Source organism: Cobetia amphilecti, assembly GCF_020217465.1.
Taxonomy (GTDB): Bacteria; Pseudomonadota; Gammaproteobacteria; order Pseudomonadales; family Halomonadaceae; genus Cobetia; species Cobetia amphilecti.
This window is the reverse complement of record NZ_CP084115.1, coordinates 3,242,799-3,263,114: the sequence shown is the minus strand read 5'-3', so window position 1 is coordinate 3,263,114 and position 20,316 is coordinate 3,242,799. Positions and strand designations below refer to the sequence as shown.

Genomic DNA, 20,316 nt, shown 5'->3' with positions numbered 1-20,316 from the left:
GGTCGCGGCATTTTTCCATCAGGAGAAGCCCTTCATGAAGACGAATCATCTGGCGGGTCGCCGTCGTGCCCTGGCGCTGATGGGCGGCTCGCTGGTCTTGCTGGCCGGCGTCACTACCAGTCCCTGGGCCGCTTCTCTGGCGTATGCCGCAGACGCGCAGGCCGGGCGCGCGACCCCTGAGCTCGCCTCGCTCGAGTGGCAGGTGATCGCCGAGCGCGCGCGCGGTCAACGCATCGACTTTCATGCCTGGGGCGGCAGTGAGGCGACCAACGCCTATCTGCGCGCCCAGGCCGAGACGGCGGCGGCGCGGCATGGCATCGAGGTGCGCCACGTCAAGATCGCCGATACCGCCGAGAGCGTCTCGACCCTGCTGGCCGAGAAGGCGGCCGGGCGCCGCGACGGCAGCATCGATGTGATCTGGATCAACGGCGAGAACTTCCGTGCGCTCAAGCAGGCCGAGCTGGTGTGGGGGCCCTTCGTCGAGCATCTGCCCAACAGCGACTATCTGCTCGAGGAGATCGGTGCGCGCGATTTCGGACTCGCCACCGATGGTCTGGAGGCGCCCTGGGGGCGTGCGCAGCTGATCTTCATGTATGACACTGCACTGCTGGAATCGCCGCCGCGCTCGATGCAGGCGCTGCTGGAGGTGGCCAGAGAGCATCCCGGGCGCATGACCTATCCGCAGCCGCCCAGCTTCCACGGCACCACCTTCCTCAAGCAGGCCTTGATTGAATTGATGCTAGTAGAGCAGCGCGAGGTGCTGGCATCCCCCGTGGCGAGTGATGCTCAGTTCGCTGAGGTGACCGCTCCGCTGTGGGACTATCTCGATGCGCTGCATCCTTTGATGTGGGCGCAGGGCGAGCGTCAGCCAGCCGGTGCCGAAGAGCAGATGAAGTTGCTGGCTCAGCGCAGCGTGTGGATCGCGCTGACCTTCGTGCCCCAGGAAGTGGCCAACGCCCGTCAGGAAGGGCGGCTGCCACCGACCATCGAGCCGTATATCCATGACGGCGGCACTCTCGGCAATGTGCACTATCTGGCGATTCCGGCCAGTGCACCGCACAAGGCCGCAGCACTGGTGTGGATCAATCAGTTGATGTCCGCCGAGGCCCAGGCTGCCAAGGCCGACCCCTCACGCTGGGGCGATGACACGGTGCTGGATGTCGCCCGCCTGCCGCCGCAAGAGCGCGCCGCCTTCGAGGCCTTGCCGCAGCTGCCCGGCAGCATGTCGCCCGAGGCGTTGGGCACTCCGCTCAGCGAGCCACACCCGAGCTGGACCGATGCGTTGGAGGCCGAGTGGGCGCGACGCTATCGCAATTGACGCAATGGGTCGCTGACCGCTGGCGTGTCGCCCCCGCCACTGGTCATGCACCGCTGACGCCCGCCCGTGTGCTGCGCTGGGGCGTCTTGCTGTTGCTGCTCGGCCCGACGGCGCTGGGGCTGGCTGGACTGGTCGCGCCGGCCTTCGGGCTGTGGCCGACGCTGGGCTTCGAGCAAGTCTCGGCGGTCGCCTGGCAACGCTGGTGGGCCTTGCCCGGGCTGGCGGAGGGCTTTCGACTGACGCTGGTCAGTGGCCTCGGCGGTACGCTGCTGGCGGTGCTGCTGACCATGGGGTGGGTCTCGGCGGCCGCCGGGACTCGCTTCGGTGAGCACATGGAGCGCCTGCTGGCCCCGATACTGGCGATGCCGCATCTGGCTCTGGCGCTGGGGTTGCTGTGGCTGGCCGCCCCGAGTGGCGTGCTGATGCGCCTGCTACTGGCGCCCTTCGAGGTGCTGGTACCGCCGCAGTATCCGCTGCCGGATGCCCACGGCATCTCGCTGGCGGTCGGTCTGGCGCTCAAGGAGGCGCCATTCTTGATGCTGATGGCGCAGACGGCGCTGTCACGCCTGCCGGTCACGGCGCAGCTTCAGGCAGGCCAGGCGCTCGGCTACAGCATCCCTCAGCTGCGCTGGCGCATTCTGATGCCACAGGTGATGCGCGCGATCGCCTTGCCCATTGGCGCGGTGCTGGCCTACTCGCTGGCGGTGGTGGATGTGGCGCAGGTGCTGGGGCCGACACGCACGCCGACGCTGGCGGTGCGCCTGATCGAGCTGTGGCGCGACAGTGACCCGTCGGCGCGCCTGCCGGCGAGTGTCGGCGCCCTGATGCTGGCCCTGCTGGTGATCGGGATGATGGCGCTTGGCGCGGCGCTGGGGCGTGCTCTGCTCACCTGGCATCGCGACTGGGCACTGAGCCATCACCCGGCGCGTGCAAGCCGGCTGGCGCTGGCGAGTGAAGCCCTGTTCGGGCGTGTCGCGCGCGGAGTGCTGGGCGTGGTCACGCTGATCTCATTGCTCGCCTTCGTGGTGATCGGCGTTAAATCGGTGGCCAGAAGCTGGTTCTTCCCTGCGCTGTTGCCGTCTCGCTGGGGCTGGGAGAGTTGGCACCAGGCCCTCGCTGGCCTGGGGGATGCCTTCAGCAACAGCCTGTGGCTGGCACTGCTGGTGGCGACGCTGGCCGTCATCCTCAGCGTGGCGGTGTTCGAGCGTGAACGGGAAAGTGGCCGCCTGCGCGGCTTCGTGGTTTGCCTCTATCTGCCATTGCTGCTGCCGCAGGCCAGCTTCCTGTTCGGTTTTCAGGTCGGCTGGTTGAGCCTGGGGGCCAGCCCCGGTTGGGCGGGAGTGGTGATCGGCCATCTGCTGTTCGCCCTGCCTTACGCCTGGCTGACGCTGGCCGGCCCCTGGGCACGCTTCGATACCCGACTCGAGCAGGCGGCACGCCTGCTGGGGCGTTCACGGCTCGAGGTGCTGATCGGTATCCGCCTGCGCCTGATGCTCAGGCCGCTGGCCATCAGCTGGGCAGTGGCCTTCGCGGTCAGTATCGCGCAGTACGTGCCGACGGTGGTGCTGGGCGGCGGGCGTGTCCCGACCCTGACCACCGAAACCCTAGCGCTGGCGACGGGGGCCGACCCGCGCCTGACCGCGGTGGCCGCCTGCCTGCAGGCCTGTCTGCCGCTGGTGGTCTACCTGCTGGCGCGTGCGGTACCTGCCGGGCGCTCGGTCTCGCCGACGCGCGGCTGAGCGCCTGTCAGGCGCTGGAATGACGATGACCTCAACGACTTCATGGGAGTAGATGCAACATGCTGGACAAGTGGACCTCACGCTGGGTACAGCCGCCTCTGAAACGTCTTGCGAAAAGTGCGGCGGCGCGCGGTCTGCATCCGGATCAGCTGACCCTCGCGGGCTTCGCCATCGGCATGCTGGCGTTGCCGTTGCTGGCTTATGGGCATTTCGGGTTCGCGCTGGTCGCGATCCTGATCAATCGGGTGGTGGACGGGCTGGATGGCGCGCTGGCGCGGCATGCCGGCCTGAGCTCCGATGCCGGTGGCTTTCTGGACATCTGTCTCGATTTCCTGTTCTACGCCGCCGTGGTGGTGGGCTTCGCCCTGGCAGACCCTGGTGCCAATGCGATGGCGGCGGTGGCGCTGCTGTTCGCCTTCGTCGGCACGGGCTCGAGCTTTCTGGCCTTTGCCATCATGGCGGCCAAGCATCAGCTGGAGCGGCCCAATTTCACGCGCAAGGCCTTCTATTATCTGGATGGCCTGACCGAGGGCACCGAGACCATCGCCTTCTTCGTACTGGCCTGCCTGATGCCACAGCATTTCGCATTGTTGGCATGGATCTTCGCCGCGGCATGCATCCTGACCACACTGACGCGCGTATGGGGAGGGTATGTCACCTTGCGAGCCCAGGATCGATGCGAGCAGCATGGCGCTGATCCGCACAATGCTGACCGGAGATGATGCGCTGCGAACCTGGCCTTGCTGATGATACGGCTCGTTACCTTTCTCACTCGCCTTGCTCAGGCGCCTCGGAGTCCTGCCAATGAAGATTGCTTCCCGTCAGTTGCCATCATTCCTGCCCCTGTTCGCGGCAGTCGCCTCCAGCGGCCTGCTGGCGGCGCTACTGCCCTCGGTGACCCACGCGGCTGACAGGAGTTTCTCGCCTGCGCAGATTCTTGCCTGGGGCGAGAAGACCTTCGAAGGCCAGACGGCCTATCGCGTGGTGGAGCGCGATGGCAGACCTGCGCTCGAGGCGCGCGCTCGGGGCCAGGCGTCCGCGCGCTATCTGGAGCAGGATATCTCGCTTGAAGAGACGCCCTATCTGAAATGGTGCTGGCAGGTGGATGGCATCTACCCGAGCGTGAACGAGAAGACCAAGGGCGGCGATGACTATCCGGCGCGTCTCTACGTGGTCAACAAGACCGGTATCCTGCCGTGGCAGGTCGAGGCCATCAATTACGTCTGGTCCAGCAATGAAGCCAAAGGCAGCCATTGGGACAATGCCTTCACGGATCGTGCCGTGCTGCTGGCCGTTGAATCCGGTGATGAGAAGGTGGGGCAGTGGGTGGCGGAGGTGCGTGATCTGCGTGCTGATTACGCGTCACTGTTTGGCAGCAAGCCGAGCGAGATTGCCGGACTGGCGCTGATGGCTGACGGTGACAATGCCGGCGGTGATGCCACGGCGCTGTTTCGTGGCCTGAGCCTTTCCAGCGATGCCACGCCGCCCAGCTGCGGTGCCTGATCCGGAATCATGAGTGATCAGGGCTGTGAAGAGAGGGCTGAGCCAGTCTGACAAGCGCGCCAAGCCAGTCAGGCCGACACGGAGCCAGACACGAAAAAGCCCCGCGACTGATGACTCAGTCGCGGGGCTTTCGGTTCCGGCCTCCCACACTGTGGGAGGCGCTCATCCGGGGAGATGCCTCAGATGAGGGAAGAGGCGGAGCTTAGTGCTCCACGCCGCCTTCGCCGTGAACGTGGCCGTGTTCCAGCTCTTCAGCAGAAGCTTCACGCACGTTGGTGATCTGCACGTCGAAGTTCAGGGTTTCGCCGGCCAGCGGGTGGTTGCCATCGACAGTGACAGTGTCGCCTTCGACCTTGGTGACGGTGACCATCAGCGGGCCGCCCTGGGTCTGCGCCTGGAACTGCATGCCAGCTTCGATGTCTTCGACACCCTGGAAGGCTTCACGCGGCACTTCCTGGACCAGGGCTTCCTGGACTTCGCCGTAACCTTCTTCCGGAGAGACGGCAACTTTCAGCTCGTCGCCGGAAGTCTTGCCGTCGAGTTCCTTCTCGAGGCCCGGGACGATGTTGCCAGCGCCGTGGATGTAGGCCAGCGGCTCGCGACCTTCGGAGCTATCCAGCACTTCCCCTTCGTTGTTGGTCAGGGTGTAGTGGAAGGATACGACGGCATTCTGGGCGATTTGCATGATGAGAGCCTTTCGATAGGTATATGAACGTCAATGGTAACGTGCCCCTGAGGTGACTGTCAGGGGGGAAACTGGAAAAAAGCCGCGTATCACGTGGCTCCTGGCCCGCTGATGACATTGCCAGAGAGGCAATCCAGCGCACGTTACCTTGTCTTGAAAGTATAGGTGACGCTCGCAGGCGTGCATTTCAACCCTGAGGCAGGGTTTTTTCTCACCCCCGACGCCATCGGTGAACAAAGGGGCAAAACGGTTGGATTATCAGGTGTCTGGCGGGGTTGCCCTGTCAGCGCACAGCGGCCTTGCTGCTGGCGGCCAGACAAGGTTGGGGCGATGGCTTGCGAGGGCCACAGGGTCTGGTTACTCTGCCTACTCGGATATTGCGGATTCTGACGCGCGGCCCGAGGTGGCCTCGCTCTGCACACTCTGTCCCGTCGCCTGACGGGAAATGACAACTCAGGCGCCATGCGACCCTATTTTTCAGGAGAGAATTTCGATGACCGTGACATTGATCTGGCTGGTGAGCTTCGCTGCGATCTTCATGCTGTGCTTGAACCGCTGGGAAGGCTCGCTGGGTGCCACCGTCAAGCGTGTCCTGCCGGAGGCTCTGAGCATCGATAGCGGTGACCGCTACGTCTGGGGCGTGGCCCTGGGTATTCTGGGTGCGACCTTCATCGTCAATCCCGTCTCCATGCTGATGGCATTGATCGTGCTGGCGCTGATCGTTCTGATCGGCGGCAAGCTGATCTGCTGGGGCATGAGCAAGGTCAAGATGCACTGATCTCACCAGCAGCAACCTTCCGGGAAGCATGACGTTTCCCGCAGACAGAAAGGCCGGGCTATCTGCCCGGCCTTTCTGTTTCTGCTCATCAGACACTTCTCATCAGGCTCTGCTCATCCATCGCGTCTTGTCAGTGCCGCCTGCAGCTCAGCGCCGAGTCATAGCCAGGTCGAGAGCGTCAGCGAGCCGAATTGATCGCTCTCCTGCTGCGTCTCGAATTCGTGAGTGCGCCACACGTTGACGAACGCCAGCTGCCAGCGTTGCCAGCTGAGTGCGAAGCCCAGTTGCAGGTCGCCGACCAGTGGGCGACGGTCTACCGAGGCGCTGTCCTCGAAGCCATTGCCATCCAGCAGCATGTTGTAGGCCATCGCGCGGCCCTCGATATTGGCGAACAGGTACCAGGCGAAATCACCGTCGGGATGGAAGTACTGACGGCCGCCCTGGGCCGGCGCCACTGTCGGTATCCCGTAGCTGCGGGTCAGCCCCTGGCCGATGCGTACCCCGCCACCGACGCCCGCATAGGTGTAGAGATTGCCCAGCGCCACGGAAGCCGAGGGGCCGTACTCCACCTCCAGCCCTGCGGCCCTGGCCGGCAGCCATAGCTGCGTCTGCCAGCCGGTGCTGATCACCGGCTCGTTGTGCAGCTGGTGATCCCAACCCTCCGGCTCATCACTGCCGGTCAGCTTGTGTACCGCCTTCTGAGCATCCTTGGCGCCCGAGGCCGGGCCGACGATGCCGAGATCCAGATTGAAGGTGTCCACCCGTCGCCAGTCATCTCCCTCTTCACCGGCGAACAGCGAGACGCCACCGAACAGGTAGCCCGCGTAGGGGCGGTCATCCTGATCCGGTTGCTCTCGCTTGATGTCATTGGGGGTATAGATCTGCTGTCCGAAGCGGTAGGCCGTGGCGTCCAATCGCGCCGCGCTGAAGCCGGGCACCCAGTCCGCGAATGAGCGTGACCAGTGCTGCTCTGGTGTCTTGAAGGTGTAGCTCAGCGCAAAGCCGTTGGTGTAATGGCCATCATCGCCGGAGGTGAGAATGTCGTTCTCGACCTTCAATGACAGCACGCCACCCTCGTCCTCGGCGGCCTCCACCATGGGAGCCAATGCCACCGCGCCCAGCATGATCAATGCCATGCCCAGGCGCCGGGTCGAGAAGGCCGGCGCCATCTGCGGGGCATGGCTTGAGGCGGCGGTACCGCCAGGGTTCTCATTGACTGGACTGGGATAAGCGCGGGGAGCGTTTCTTGAAGAAGACGTGACACAAGACAGCTTGCGGGTGCCTGGGCGAGAACCTGGCGGACGGGCAGTGACGGGACGCATCGCAACTCCTGGGACGGGTAGTTGTGTACAGAGTCAAGTTAGGCTGCAGGCGTATAACTTTGCACAAAAAATCCCGATTTCATAGCCTGTTAATCAATAGGCAGTCTGCATATCGCCCACTGCGGCGAGCCGTGCCTGTGTGAGATCGAGGGAGGGGATGCGAAGCGAAGCGAGGGGGTGGGGCGTGTGGGAGATGCAGAGCGCGAGAGGTGCGAGAGACGCGAGAGAGGCGGGGATGCGTGAGCCAGGCGAGATGGGGAGAGCGTGGCGGCGTTTCCCGCGCAGGGCTGCGACAGGCGTCGCTGAAGGCGCAGAATCAGAACGGCTGGCGTCCCGGCAAGGGAGCGCCAGCCGTCGAGAGACTCAGTAAGGCGCGACGCTCAGGTTGGCGCCGTAGCCGACCAGGCGGACACGTTGGCCAACCGAGAAGGCGGTGTCGGCTTTCTGGACGACGATGAGGCTGTCGCCGGCATCGCGGCGGACTTCAATCTCGTAGGCGTCGATCTGGTCGACATTGTCAGCGATCGACTTGCCGGCCACGCTACCGCCGATGGCACCCGCGGCAGTGGCGATCGCACGACCGGAGCCGCCGCCGATCTGGCTGCCGAGCAGGCCGCCGACGACCGCACCACCCAGGCCACCGAGCACGCCGCTGCCTTCATCCTGTGCCTGGATCTGCACCGGGCGCAGCGAGGTGATGGTGCCGTAGCTGACGGACTGTGCGCGCTTGGCCTGATCGCCGGTGTAGACGTTGCCGGAGTAGATGTCGCTGTTCGCGCAGCCGCCAAGCGTCAGCACGCCGAGTGCGATCACGGGCAGCCAGCGGCGTGCGCCAGTCGATCGTTTGTGAGTCAGTGAGAGTGTCATGGTGTGTCTCCTCGCATGATGCGGTGCAGCTTGAGGTTGTGATGGAGAATGCTGAGGCTGAGAGAGCAAGGCTCAGGTAGGCGATCACTTCCTTGGGCCGCCAGCAGGTTCTTGTCACGACGGGCGTGCGAGAACACTGTTTCTTAACATTATAGACCACGTCGACCATGACGGGTTCCCGACCTGAAACGCTGAGGTGACGCAACTTCTGCACTTCCCGGTCGCGTGAGTGCTACCGCGTGAGTACCGACCACGTGAGTACCGGCGCATGAGTGCTGCCACGCAAGTACTTCCGCGTGAGCACTTCTTCTTGAGCCATACCGAGTGAATGTCAGCGCAGGGGCGTTCGTTGCTGATGGTGGACATTCGCGGCGGGCATTCAAGGCGTAAAGCACGAAAAAGCCCGCGTGAGCGGGCTTCGGTCAGTCTGCGAGTGGCACCTCGCGCAATCCGGTCATTGCGAGGTGCCATGCCGTGATGTCAGCGGTCTAGAACTGGTCTTCTTCCGTGGAGCCCGTCAGTGCGGTGACGGAGGAGTTGCCGCCCTGAATGACGTTGGTCATGTCATCGAAGTAGCCGGTGCCGACTTCCTGCTGGTGCGCCACGAAGGTGTAGCCCTTCTCGGCTGCGGCGAATTCGGCTTCCTGCACCTTCTCGACGTAGTGCTTCATGCCTTCGCCCTGCGCATAGTCGTAGGCAAGATCGAACATGTTGAACCACATGTTGTGGATACCGGCCAGGGTGATGAACTGGTACTTGTAGCCCATGTCCGACAGTTCCTGCTGGAACTTGGCGATGGTGGCGTCGTCGAGGTTCTTCTTCCAGTTGAAGGAAGGCGAGCAGTTGTAGGCCAGCAGCTGGTCCGGGTATTCCTTCTTGATCGCTTCGGCGAAGCGGCGCGCCTCCTCGAGGTCCGGCTTGGCGGTTTCACACCAGATCAGGTCGGAGTAGGGCGCGTAGGCCAGGCCGCGGGCAATGGCTTGATCCAGGCCTGCATTGACACGATAGAAGCCTTCGTCGGAGCGCTCACCGGTCAGGAACGGCTTGTCGTAGTCGTCGACATCGGAGGTGATCAGGTCAGCGGCATTGGCATCGGTACGCGCGATGACCAGGGTCGGGACACCCGCCACGTCAGCAGCCAGGCGAGCGGCCACCAGCTTCTGCACCGCTTCCTGGGTCGGCACCAGTACCTTGCCGCCCATGTGGCCACACTTCTTGACCGAGGCCAGCTGGTCCTCGAAGTGCACGCCGGAGGCACCCGCACGGATCATGGCGGTCATCAGCTCGTAGCCGTTGAGCACGCCACCGAAACCGGCCTCGGCATCCGCCACGATAGGCGCGAAGTAATCGACGAAGTCGGCATCGCCCGGATTGGCCCCTTTCTGCCACTGGATCTGGTCGGCGCGGCGGAAGGTGTTGTTGATGCGCTTGACCACGGTCGGCACGGAATCCACCGGATAGAGCGACTGATCCGGGTACATGGCTTCACTGGTGTTGTTGTCGGCGGCGACCTGCCAGCCGGACAGGTAGATGGCCTCGATACCGGCCTTCACCTGTTGCATGGCCTGGCCACCGGTCAGGGCGCCCAGACAGTTGACGTAGCCCTTCTTGGCATCACCATTGACCAGCTTCCAGAGCTTCTCGGCACCGCGGGTCGCCAGGGTATTGGCTTCCGGAACGGAACCGCGCAGGCGCACCACATCCTCGGCGGAATAGGGGCGAGTGACCCCTTTCCAGCGCGGATTCTCGGCCCAGTCCTTTTCGAGCGCGGCAATCTGATCGGCACGTGTGTGACTCATGGTGGCATCTCCTGATGGCTTCGTCGTCGGGGCTCAGCCCCTGGCGTGTTGTCTGTGTCTTGTGTCTGTTCGCTTGTCTTTCGTCTGGCGGTCGACGCGAGAGCGACGCGTGAAATGGGAGTGTCGGTGCTCTGCGTCTTGAGTTGCTGCATGACAGTTTGTTGTTGTTATTGATCTTTCAGGCGTTACCAGTGGAGTCACGCCGTGCGACAGAAGGCGTCGTCGGTGGCGTTGTCGAGCTCCGCTGGCTCAGCAAGTCTGAAGCGAGCCTTGATCACGCCAAGGCAGGCAGTTTCCAGGCCGGGGGCCGCTGTCAGCGTGATGCTGTCCAACCAGGGCATCAGGAAGTACAGGCTGGCTTCCAGCGTGGGTAACGTGCAGTGGCTGAGGGTGAGGGCGATGCGTGGCGGCCTGCCGTCCGGCGCACGCAGCCGTGAGATCAGCTCTCCCCAGCACAGCGCTTCGCGCACGCTGCTGATCTGGGCAATGGCCAGCACCGAATGACGTTCGCCGCGATGCCGCGCGGCGGCCAGGGTCCAGAGGGCCCGAGGGAGCGGGCGGTTGCCCAGCTGCACCCCAGTCACGTCATCGGTGAGTCCGGCAAGCGCCAGCTGGTCAGGCGCGTCCTGCGTCTCGCCTGCGGTTGCCGGCTGCACACTGCACTTCAGCTTCCCATTGCACTTCAGCTGCCAGCCGCTGCCCTGTGAGCGCAGTTGCCACTGCTCGCCGGGAAGCTGCCAGCGCTGGTCGCGACTCAGATGGCAGATCGTCTGCGCCTGTGCCGCCACCGACTCCGCTGTCTGCGGTGGCAGCAGGTCCTTGAGGGGACGTGCCAGCTTGAGAATCCGCGTGCGGATCTCGGCGTTGTGCCATTGCTCGGCCAGAGCGGCATCCTCAGGCTGCCCGAGTACCTGGTCACCTCTACCGCCCATCAGGGTGGTCTGCGTTCGTGAGTCTGAGGTGAGCATGGGCGAATCTCCTGAAGGCGGTGCCGGGTCGGGCAGCGTGTCATGTCGCAGTGCAGCGTAAATGACCTGATCTCTAGCATCGCTCCGAAATTGAGTGCTGTCTTTCATTCCTTGGTCGCATTAAAACGATCGTTTTATACCAGTTTCAACGTTGTGGAATTCCTGCCGACAAACAGTCGTTTTAATATTTATCAATGACGTCATGATGTCAGTATCCATGGGCCTTGGGGAATGATGACTTGGTCAAGGAGCGGGTTGTAGCCAGACTACAAGAAACTTCAAGGCACAAAAAAACCGGCCCCAAATGGGGCCGGTTTTTGTAAGGCGGACGCTAAAATTCAGTTCAGAATCAAGCGCATGCTGCGGTGCGGTATGCCGGCATCGAGAAACTCGTCGCCGTAAGCCGTGAAGCCGAGGCGTTGATAGAATTCCAGCGCATGGGTCTGAGCATCCAGTAGCACTTCAGCATGACCAGCCTGGCGCGCAGCATGGATGACCGCTTCCATCAGGCGTTGGCCAAGCCCCAGTCCGCGCGCTTCGGAGAGGATGGCGACGCGGCCGACATGGCCGTCCGGCAACAGACGGGCCGTGCCGACGGTGCGGCCATCCAGATGCACGAGGAAGTGTTCGCAGGTGTCATCGCGCCCGTCCCACTCCTCATTCTGCGGTACCTGCTGTTCCTCGATGAACACGACGCGGCGGATCTCGCTGGCCTCGTTGCCCAACGTCTGCCAGTCGCCCCGTTCCAGGCTGATCATGGCGTCACTCATTCTTCATCGTCCTCTTCGTCCTGAAGGTCGCATTCCAGTATCAGGCTGCCGCGGTTGATCAGCGCCGTCAGCAGGCTGACCACGGCACTGCGATCAAGGTCTGCTGTGGTGTAGTCAAGCAACACCGCCGTGAGGCGCTGATCGGAGGCCAGCGCTTCCGCCAGCGGCTGAGGGGCCAGGATGCCATCGCCATCGACGAACAGCGTGCTGGTGCCATTCTCGCCGTGACGGAAGGCGAAGCGTGAGCCCAGGGAGCGCACCAGTACGCCTTCATCTTCCAGATACTCGACCAGCTCATGCGTCTTGAGGGCCGGTTCGCGGGCGGCGAGCTGCTCCAGATACTTGGGTTGGGTCATGTAGCGACCGAACCACTGTGCCAGCTGGGTCGGGTTGTCCAGCGTGCTGAGCAGCAACTCACGCACGCGCTCGAGCGAGGCGTCGTCCAGCTCGCCGGCATTGGCGACCGGTGCCATGCCCTGGTCACGGTAGCGCAGCGATTCCGGCAGACTGGCACCCAGATAGTCGGCGTAGGAGGTGACGACTTCATCGGCGGAAGGCGCACGGAAGCCGACGGAGATGGTCATGCAGTCATCGGACTGGCTGACACCGTGGTGCGCCAGGCGCGGCGGCACGTAGAGCATGTCGCCGGGTTCCAGCACCCAGTCCTCGCCCGGAGTGACCTCGAAGTGCTTGAGGATGCGCAGGTCGATGCCATCGATGATCTCGGCGTCGTCACCATGCATGCCGCCCAGCTGCCAATGACGCTGGCCCTGGGCCTGCAGCAGGAAGACATCGTAGTTGTCCAGGTGCGGGCCGACGCTGCCACCGGTCGGCGCGTAGCTGATCATGATGTCATCGAGGCGCCAGCGCGGCAGGAAGGTGAAGGGCTCGAACAGCGCGGCGACGTCGGGGACGTAATGGTCCACCGCCTGTACCAGCAGGCTCCACTGGCTGTCGTCCTTGGCGTCGAGACGCGCGAAGGTCGCCTCATCGAAGGGGCCGTGGCTGACCTGCCAGGCCTTGTCCGGGCCGTTTTCCTCGACCAGACGGGCTTCGATGCCATCTTCACAGGCCAGACCGGCCAGTTCATCGGCTTCCAGCGGCGTCTCGAAGTCTGCGAAGGCTCCGCGGATCAGCAGCGGCTTCTGCTGCCAGTAATCGCGCAGGAATTCACGGATGCTCAGGCCGCCCAACAGTGCCAGTGGCGTGTCGGTGTCGCGGGGGGCGGGGGATGTGCTCATGCAGAACCTCTCGAACGCGAACGGCAGCCTGTCAGGGGGCGGCGGTCTCGCGATGACGTCGTTGAAGCCGTGTTGCCGGATGGCAGACGGCGATGCGTTCCATGCCGAGCCTTGAGAGCGTGGCATGTCGTGCCCACTGACGGAGAGCGTCAGTGGTCGTGAATCCAGTGTGTCGTTCAGCGTGCTGCGTAATGCGTAATGTATGACGCCGGAGCAGAGGCCCCGGCGTCTTGAGACTTGCAGTGAACCTGCGCCGCTTAGAGCGCCTTGGCCTGTGCAATGGCGTTACCGATGTAGCTGGCCGGGCTCAGTGCCTTCAGCTCGGTCTTGACGTCGTCCGGCAGTTCCAGCGTCTCGATGAAGGCGGCGAAACCGGCCTGGTCGATACGCTTGCCACGGGTCAGCTCCTTGAGCTTCTCGTAGGGCTTCTCGATGCCGTAACGACGCATGACGGTCTGGATCGGCTCGGCCAGCACTTCCCAGCTGTTGTCCAGATCGGCGTTCAGGCGCTCCGGGTTGGCTTCCAGCTTGCTGATGCCTTTCAGGGTCGCCTGATAGGCGATCAGACCCTGCGCCAGGCCGGTACCCAGGTTGCGCAGCACGGTGGAGTCGGTCAGGTCACGCTGCCAGCGGGAGATCGGCAGCTTCTGTGCCAGATGGCCCAGCACGGCGTTGGCGATGCCCAGATTGCCTTCGGAGTTCTCGAAGTCGATCGGGTTGACCTTGTGCGGCATGGTGGAAGAGCCGATCTCGCCGGCCACGGTACGCTGCTTGAAGTAACCCAGCGAGATGTAGCCCCAGACGTCACGATCGAAGTCGATCAGAATGGTGTTGAAGCGGCAGATGGCATCGAACAGCTCGGCGATGTAGTCGTGCGGCTCGATCTGGGTAGTGTACGGGTTGAAGGTCAGCCCGAGGCTCTCGACGAAGGTTTCGGCGTTGGCCGCCCAGTCGATGGCCGGATAGGTGGTCAGGTGGGCGTTGTAGTTGCCCACGGCACCGTTGATCTTGCCGAGCATCTCGATGCGTTCGATCTGCGCCAGCTGACGACGCAGACGCGCAGCGACGTTGGCCATTTCCTTGCCGAGGGTGGTCGGGCTGGCCGTCTGGCCATGGGTGCGCGACAGCATCGGCTGTTCGGCGTGCTGGTGGGCCAGCGCGACGATCGCTTCGGTCACTTCACGCATCTGCGGCAGCAGCACGTTGTCCAGGCCGCCACGCAGCATCAGGGCATGAGACAGGTTGTTGATGTCTTCACTGGTGCAGGCGAAGTGGATGAACTCGGTGACGGCGTTGAGTTCGGCGTTGCTTTCGACCTTTTCCTTCAGGAAGTACTCGACCGCCTTCACGTCGTGGTTGGTGGTGCGTTCGATGTCCTTGATGCGCTGGGCATCCTCGACACTGAATTCACTGACGATGCTATCCAGCACGGCGTTGGCATCCGCGGAGAAGGCCGGCACTTCAGCGATCTCGGCGTGGGCGGCCAGGCGTTGCAACCAGCGCACCTCGACGATGACGCGGGCACGGATCAGGCCGAATTCACTGAAGTGCTCGCGCAGGGCCTCGGTCTTGGCGCCATAGCGGCCATCGACGGGAGACAGGGCGGTGAGGGCGGACAGCTGCATGATGAGAATCTTCCGATGGTGGCAGGACATGATGCGCTGCCGGTTCAAGTGTCTCGGAGCCCGGTTGATGGGCTCCAGCGTTGTTGAAGCGAATTCGGGTGTGAATCTGGTGCGTCAGGTGACGCGCTGGCGCGAGCGCGGAGGCGGGCTCAGCCCAGCTGCTGCAATGACTTCTTGAGCGCGCTGCGCTGGAAGACCAGCTTCCAGCGACGGCCACCCTGCTGGTCCCACAGCAGCGCGAAGCGCACGCCTGCCAGCAGGGCGCAGCGGATGCGTTCCGGCATCATGCGCTGCTGCAGCAGGCCGGGGTCGCCCTGCACCACGATCCGGTAGCGGAAGGTGGAGAGGGTCTGCTGGTAAAGCTCGCCCAGACTTGCGATCACGTTCTCGTGGGTCGGCCCGAAGTGCTCGGCCTGGCCCTGGATGCGCGTCAGGCCCGCGCCCAGCTTGTCCAGCATGTCCGGGTCCTTCTTGAGCTTGCTCATCAGCATCACCAGCGAGAAGCCGTAACGCATCACCACGGGCGAGACCTGGCGACGTTCCATCACCGCACTGACGGTGTCGATGCCGAGCCGCAGGCGGTTATGGTGTCCGCCGTAGATGGCTTCGAAGCTTTCCGGATTGGTATCCAGCGTGGCATTGACCAGGGTTTCCCAGGCGCGCTCATCGCACTGGCCGTGGCGGGCCAGCTCATCGACCAGCGCGGCTGCCTGGAAGACGCCCGCCAGCGACAGTGCCTGGCGGGTAGTGGTATCAGTGACGGGACGGATCGGCACGCTGGTCATTGCGCGGCGGACTCCTCGGGGCCAGAGAGCGGGGCGGTGGAAGCGCTGGCGTCCGCCGCCGGAAGTTTCCAGGCGGCATCGATCACGCCGCCGCCCAGACAGATGTCGCCGAGATAGAAGACGGCAGACTGGCCGGGCGTGACGGCGCGTTGCGGTTCATCGAAACGCACCTCGACACGCTGGCCGTCATTGACGATCAAGGTCGCGGCCTGGTCTTCCTGGCGATAGCGGTTCTTGCAGCGAATGCGCAGCTCGCCATTGGCATCGGTCTGCGGCGGCTCGCCGGCGACCCAGTCGACGGATTCGGTGCTCAACGCCTGAGTGTAGAGCAGGTCGTGGTGCTTGCCCTGCACGGCGATCAGCACGTTGCGCTCCAGGTCCTTGGCACACACGAACCAGGGCGCGTCCGGATAGCGCTTGAGGCCACCGATTCCCAGCCCCTGGCGCTGGCCGAGGGTGTAGTACATCAGGCCCATGTGCTCGCCGATGACATCGCCATCGGGGGTCTCGATCTTGCCGGGCTGAGCGGGCAGGTACTGCTTGAGGAAGTCGGCGAAACGCCGCTCGCCGATGAAGCAGATACCGGTGGAATCCTTCTTGCGCGCGGTGATCAGCTCATGCTTCTCGGCGATGGCGCGTACTTCGTGCTTCTCGAGCTCGCCGACCGGGAACAGGGTGCGCGCGATGGCCGCCTGCGGCACGGCATGCAGGAAGTAGCTCTGGTCCTTGTTGGTGTCCAGGCCCTTGAGCAGGCGCGGGAGACCATCACGCACGCCGCCACGCACGTAGTGACCGGTGGCGATCAGCTCGGCGCCCAGCATCTCGGCATACTCGAGGAAGACCTTGAACTTGATCTCGCGGTTGCACAGGATGTCGGGATTCGGCGTGCGACCGGCCTTGTACTCGGCCAGGAAGTGCTCGAAGACGTTGTCCCAGTACTCCGCGGCGAAGTTGGCGGTGTGCAGCTTGATGCCGAGCTTGTCGCACACGGCCTGGGCATCGGCCAGGTCTTCGAGGGCGGTGCAGTATTCGCTACCGTCGTCTTCGTCCCAGTTCTTCATGAACAGGCCTTCGACGTGGTAGCCCTGCTCCATCAACAACAGGGCAGAGACGGAGGAGTCGACACCGCCGGACATGCCGACGATGACCTTGGTTCCGGTACCGGTTTCAGCGGTCATCAGTTCTCTCGTCACCCGCATGGCCGCGGGTTGTCACAAACAGGGGAGGCGGCAGCCCCGTCATTCTGGCGCCGCTTGAATGGGCGGGATTATACCTGAATGCGGGGGTGGGATTCACCCCGCCTGCGCCGTCTGCCGCACAGGGCCGCAAGCGCCGCTCGACAGCACGCCCGGCGGCGGACTTCCGGCGCGGGCAATCGCTCAATCGTGCAGCACATCCAGCGGGAAACGCTTGCCACGTTGGCTGTCGCGAATACGCCGGGTCACCAGCGGGCTGCGCAGGCGGCCCATGTCCTCGAGCTGCTCGATCTCCTCAAGCGACAGCCAGTGCGTTCTGACGATGTCAGGGTCCAGCGGCGTGCACAGGTGCTCAAGGGCGGCGGCCTCGAAACTGTGGGAGTGGAAGTGGGTGCCGTCCTCGGCCACGTGCACATAGAGGCCGAGATAGCCGGTCAGCAGGATGCGCCAGGCGGTTTCCTCGCGCACTTCGCGTTGCACGCCGTCGATGATGCGCTCATGGGGTTCGAGATGGCCGGCCGGCTGGTTGAACACCGTGCAGGGCCCGCCCTTGTCTTCCTCGACGATCAGGTAGCGCCCGGCGCGTTCGACGACGCAGGCGACGGTGACATTCGGGGTCCAGCGAGCAGCCATCAGGATTTCCTTCCTTTCTTGGGGGATGAGGGACGACGGGAGGGGGCGCGGGCGCCGGGTGTCTTGCCTGAACCCTTGCCTTCAGTCTGGCCAGAACTCCGACGGGAACCCCGACCTGAGCCCTTGCCGCTCTTGCCCGCGCTGTTGCCTCTATTGTCACTGCCCCGGGGGCCAGCGTTGCCGGTGCGGCGCTCGCCCGGCTTGCCAGTCGCGCCCTTGTGGCGTGGCGAGCGGGACTCGCGACGAGGTGGCGCAGGCATCTCGACTTCCTCGCTGCGCCATTCACCGGGGGCAAGGCCGTCGAGCTTCCACGGCCCGATGGCCGCGCGGATCAAGCGCAGGGTCGGCAGGCCGACGTGGGCGGTCATGCGGCGCACCTGGCGATTGCGACCTTCGCTGATGATGATCTCCAGCCAGTGGGTCGGAATGCTCGCACGGAAGCGCACAGGGGGTTGCCTGTCAGGCAACTCGGGAGGCTCGATGCGCCGCACTTTGGCTGGGCGCGTCATGCCATCCTTGAGTTCGACACCGGCACGCAGCGCGGCGATGGCCTGCTCGTCAGGGGCACCTTCCACCTGTACCCAGTAGGTCTTGGGCTGCTTCTTCTTCGGGTGCGCGATCTGGTGGGAGAGTGCGCCATCACTGGTGAGCAGCAGCAGTCCCTCGGAGTCATAGTCGAGGCGCCCGGCGGCATAGACATCCGGTACGTCGATGAAGTCAGCGAGTGTCTGGCGGCCCTGATCGCGGTCGGTGAACTGGGTCAGGACGCGGTAAGGCTTGTGAAGCAGATATATGAGAGACATGGTTTAGACTTTTGTCGCGGCTGCCGTATAAGCCTACTGTGAGAAGCGGCACGGGTGCTATACTCGCGCCTCCACTGAATCCATGACAGGGGAGTTATCAATGGGGTTCCAGAAGATTGTCGTCCCGGAAGGCGGTGCCAAGATCACCGCAAATTCCGACAATACCCTCAACGTTCCGAATAATCCGATCATCCCGTTCATCGAAGGCGATGGTATCGGTGTGGACGTGACTCCGGCCATGAAGATTGCCATCGACGCTGCTGTCGACAAGGCCTATGGCGGCGAGCGCAAGATTCACTGGATGGAAGTCTACGCCGGTGAAAAAGCCACTCACGTTTATGATGCTGACACCTGGCTGCCGGAAGAGACTCTCGAGGCTGTCAAGGATTACATCGTTTCCATCAAGGGTCCGCTGACCACTCCGGTGGGCGGTGGTATTCGCTCCCTGAACGTCGCTCTGCGTCAGAAGCTGGATCTGTACACCTGCCTGCGCCCGGTGCGCTGGTTCACTGGTGTGCCGAGCCCGGTCAAGAAGCCGGCTGACGTCGACATGGTCATTTTCCGCGAAAACTCCGAAGACATCTATGCCGGTGTCGAATGGAAAGCGGGAACGCCGGAAGCCGACAAGGTCATCAAGTTCCTGCGTGAAGAGATGGGTGTCACCAACATCCGCTTCCCGGAGAACTGCGGTATCGGCGTCAAGCCGGTCTCCGAAGAAGGTACCAAGCGTCTGGTCCGTCAGGCTGTCCAGTACACCATCGACAACGACCGTGAGTCGCTGACCCTGGTGCACAAGGGCAACATCATGAAGTTCACCGAAGGTGCCTTCAAGGACTGGGGCTACGAAATCGTCAAGGACGAGTTCGGCGGCGAGCTGCTGGATGGCGGCCCGTGGATGACCTTCAAGAACCCGAACAACGGCAAGGACATCGTGGTCAAGGACGTCATCGCTGACGCCATGCTCCAGCAGATCCTGCTGCGTCCGGCGGAATATGACGTCATCGCCACCCTGAACCTGAACGGTGACTACCTGTCCGACGCTCTGGCGGCGGAAGTGGGTGGTATCGGTATCGCGCCGGGTGCCAACCTGTCCGACACCGTCGCCATGTTCGAAGCGACTCACGGTACTGCACCGAAGTACGCTGGCCAGGACAAGGTCAACCCGGGCTCCGTCATCCTCTCTGCCGAGATGATGCTGCGTCACATGGGTTGGGTCGAAGCGGCTGATCTCGTGCTGAAAGGCGTCGAGAAGGCCATCGCCAAGGGCGAAGTCACCTATGACTTCCATCGCCTGATGGACGATGCCAAGCTGCTGAAGTGCTCCGAGTTCGGTCAGGCTGTTGCTGACAACATGGATGCCTGAGACCCTGCGTTGATCTGATGCCCAGGCATCAGGTTGCGTGACAGGTTTCAGCAGAAGGCCCCCGGACATGTCCGGGGGCCTTCTTGCGTTTGAGATGGAAGCTTCTCGGTTGCGCGCTCAGTCTGCTGCCAACGATTGCCACTCCTGTGCGTTCTGCGTGGAGCGTTCTGCGCGGGGGTTCTGTGCGGAAGCATTGCGGGCTTCATTGAGCGGCGAGACGCTTGAGTGGGTCGCCGGTTGGCGACGCCTGTCGAGAGGTGTCTGTCGCGTATGTGAGCGAAAATGCATGCAAATGTCCGCATTCATGTCAGAGCGTCGCGATGCAGGCATGAACGTGTACGCTCAGGCGTGCGCGACTAAAGCTTGCAACCAGATCGACAAGCCCCCATCTTTTCCTTATCACACCCACATTGAGACGACGTGGCAGCGCTTGACCTTCTCCGCGGCGCGTTGAGGCAATCTGCTTCGTCACGGCTTGTGTTCACCGGATCAGCCCCTTATGTTCAAGACAGAGACATCGCGCGGCAGTCCTCCCTTTCTGGAGACACTGTCGATCAGCAATCAGGCCCCGTCGGCTCAGGCACCCGGATACCAGGAAGACCACGAAGGTGATCTGGCATTCGAGACCGCTGAGCCTGAACTGGCTCCACCGCCCATGTACAAGGTCGTTCTGCACAATGATGACTTCACGCCGATGGACTTCGTCGTGGAGGTGCTGACCACCTTTTTCAACAAGGATCAGGAGCAGGCAGTACAGATCATGCTCGCTGTCCATCATCAGGGAAAAGGAACCTGTGGCATCTTCAGTCGCGACATCGCGGAAACGAAATGCCACCAAGTCAATCAATATGCTCGAGAGTGCCAGCATCCGCTGCTGTGCGACATCGACCGGGCGGAGTGATCCGTCCAAGACGCGGCCTA

The 20,316-nt window shown here is 63.3% G+C and carries 19 protein-coding genes; 7 read left to right on the top strand and 12 right to left on the bottom strand.

What is annotated here, in order from left to right; all coding sequences use genetic code 11:
- Positions 1 to 34 precede the first annotated feature (34 nt).
- The 4 genes from LCW13_RS13715 to LCW13_RS13700 all read left to right on the top strand — a co-directional run bounded on the left by LCW13_RS13715 (position 35) and on the right by LCW13_RS13700 (position 4,560).
- Positions 35 to 1,318 carry an ABC transporter substrate-binding protein gene (locus LCW13_RS13715; protein WP_225347179.1) on the top strand — a complete coding sequence of 428 codons (1,284 nt, stop codon included), beginning with the start codon at positions 35 to 37 and terminating at the stop codon, positions 1,316 to 1,318.
- Complete coding sequence (locus LCW13_RS13710; protein ID WP_225347178.1) at positions 1,294 to 3,057, top strand: ABC transporter permease; 1,764 nt, start codon at positions 1,294 to 1,296, stop codon at positions 3,055 to 3,057. Before LCW13_RS13715 ends, LCW13_RS13710 begins: the two co-directional genes overlap by 25 nt.
- A gap of 59 nt (positions 3,058 to 3,116) precedes the next feature.
- Positions 3,117 to 3,779 (top strand): CDP-alcohol phosphatidyltransferase family protein, encoded by a 663-nt coding sequence (locus tag LCW13_RS13705; protein ID WP_225347177.1) that lies wholly within the window; start codon positions 3,117 to 3,119, stop codon positions 3,777 to 3,779.
- Positions 3,780 to 3,861: 82 nt separating this feature from the next.
- Positions 3,862 to 4,560, top strand: a complete 699-nt coding sequence (locus LCW13_RS13700) for a DUF3047 domain-containing protein (protein WP_225347176.1) — start codon at positions 3,862 to 3,864, stop codon at positions 4,558 to 4,560.
- 202 nt (positions 4,561 to 4,762) lie between these two features.
- Here the strand turns inward: LCW13_RS13700 and LCW13_RS13695 are convergent, their stop codons facing one another.
- Complete coding sequence (locus LCW13_RS13695) at positions 4,763 to 5,245, bottom strand: FKBP-type peptidyl-prolyl cis-trans isomerase (protein WP_043333860.1); 483 nt, start codon at positions 5,243 to 5,245, stop codon at positions 4,763 to 4,765.
- A 493-nt stretch (positions 5,246 to 5,738) separates the two neighbouring features.
- On the opposite strand from LCW13_RS13695, the gene LCW13_RS13690 reads away from it, so the two are divergent.
- Positions 5,739 to 6,023, top strand: coding sequence for a hypothetical protein (locus LCW13_RS13690; protein ID WP_043333859.1), 285 nt, complete (start codon positions 5,739 to 5,741; stop codon positions 6,021 to 6,023).
- A 158-nt stretch (positions 6,024 to 6,181) separates the two neighbouring features.
- On the opposite strand, the gene LCW13_RS13685 is transcribed toward LCW13_RS13690, so the two are convergent.
- The 11 genes from LCW13_RS13685 to LCW13_RS13635 form a co-directional block, all read right to left on the bottom strand.
- Positions 6,182 to 7,159 (bottom strand): lipid A deacylase LpxR family protein, encoded by a 978-nt coding sequence (locus tag LCW13_RS13685; protein ID WP_107336769.1) that lies wholly within the window; start codon positions 7,157 to 7,159, stop codon positions 6,182 to 6,184.
- A gap of 549 nt (positions 7,160 to 7,708) precedes the next feature.
- Positions 7,709 to 8,212: an outer membrane lipoprotein gene (locus LCW13_RS13680; protein ID WP_052384587.1), complete on the bottom strand. Its 504-nt coding sequence runs from the start codon at positions 8,210 to 8,212 to the stop codon at positions 7,709 to 7,711.
- 488 nt (positions 8,213 to 8,700) lie between these two features.
- Complete coding sequence (gene aceA / locus LCW13_RS13675; protein ID WP_225347175.1) at positions 8,701 to 10,011, bottom strand: isocitrate lyase; 1,311 nt, start codon at positions 10,009 to 10,011, stop codon at positions 8,701 to 8,703.
- A gap of 197 nt (positions 10,012 to 10,208) precedes the next feature.
- Positions 10,209 to 10,979, bottom strand: coding sequence for a hypothetical protein (locus LCW13_RS13670; protein ID WP_225347174.1), 771 nt, complete (start codon positions 10,977 to 10,979; stop codon positions 10,209 to 10,211).
- 338 nt (positions 10,980 to 11,317) lie between these two features.
- Entirely contained in the window at positions 11,318 to 11,749 is a 432-nt protein-coding gene (locus LCW13_RS13665; RefSeq protein ID WP_225347173.1) for a GNAT family N-acetyltransferase, read from the bottom strand.
- Positions 11,746 to 12,990: a cupin domain-containing protein gene (locus LCW13_RS13660; RefSeq protein ID WP_054555618.1), complete on the bottom strand. Its 1,245-nt coding sequence runs from the start codon at positions 12,988 to 12,990 to the stop codon at positions 11,746 to 11,748. Before LCW13_RS13660 ends, LCW13_RS13665 begins: the two co-directional genes overlap by 4 nt.
- 257 nt (positions 12,991 to 13,247) lie before the next feature.
- Entirely contained in the window at positions 13,248 to 14,615 is a 1,368-nt protein-coding gene (gene purB / locus LCW13_RS13655) for an adenylosuccinate lyase (RefSeq protein WP_192837462.1), read from the bottom strand.
- 149 nt (positions 14,616 to 14,764) lie between these two features.
- Positions 14,765 to 15,400: a high frequency lysogenization protein HflD gene (gene hflD / locus LCW13_RS13650; protein WP_043333854.1), complete on the bottom strand. Its 636-nt coding sequence runs from the start codon at positions 15,398 to 15,400 to the stop codon at positions 14,765 to 14,767.
- Positions 15,397 to 16,578, bottom strand: coding sequence for a tRNA 2-thiouridine(34) synthase MnmA (mnmA, locus tag LCW13_RS13645; protein ID WP_054555617.1), 1,182 nt, complete (start codon positions 16,576 to 16,578; stop codon positions 15,397 to 15,399). Before mnmA ends, hflD begins: the two co-directional genes overlap by 4 nt.
- A 201-nt stretch (positions 16,579 to 16,779) precedes the next feature.
- Complete coding sequence (locus LCW13_RS13640; RefSeq protein WP_043333853.1) at positions 16,780 to 17,229, bottom strand: NUDIX domain-containing protein; 450 nt, start codon at positions 17,227 to 17,229, stop codon at positions 16,780 to 16,782.
- On the bottom strand, positions 17,229 to 18,032 hold the full coding sequence (locus LCW13_RS13635; RefSeq protein WP_153636424.1) for a pseudouridine synthase: 804 nt from the start codon (positions 18,030 to 18,032) through the stop codon (positions 17,229 to 17,231). The genes LCW13_RS13640 and LCW13_RS13635 overlap by 1 nt, the downstream gene beginning before the upstream one ends.
- A gap of 100 nt (positions 18,033 to 18,132) precedes the next feature.
- On the opposite strand from LCW13_RS13635, the gene icd reads away from it, so the two are divergent.
- Both icd and clpS read left to right on the top strand, forming a co-directional pair.
- Positions 18,133 to 19,395 carry an NADP-dependent isocitrate dehydrogenase gene (gene icd / locus LCW13_RS13630; protein WP_043333852.1) on the top strand — a complete coding sequence of 421 codons (1,263 nt, stop codon included), beginning with the start codon at positions 18,133 to 18,135 and terminating at the stop codon, positions 19,393 to 19,395.
- Between the two features lie 499 nt (positions 19,396 to 19,894).
- Positions 19,895 to 20,296 (top strand): ATP-dependent Clp protease adapter ClpS, encoded by a 402-nt coding sequence (gene clpS, locus LCW13_RS13625; RefSeq protein WP_225347172.1) that lies wholly within the window; start codon positions 19,895 to 19,897, stop codon positions 20,294 to 20,296.
- Positions 20,297 to 20,316: the final 20 nt, after the last annotated feature.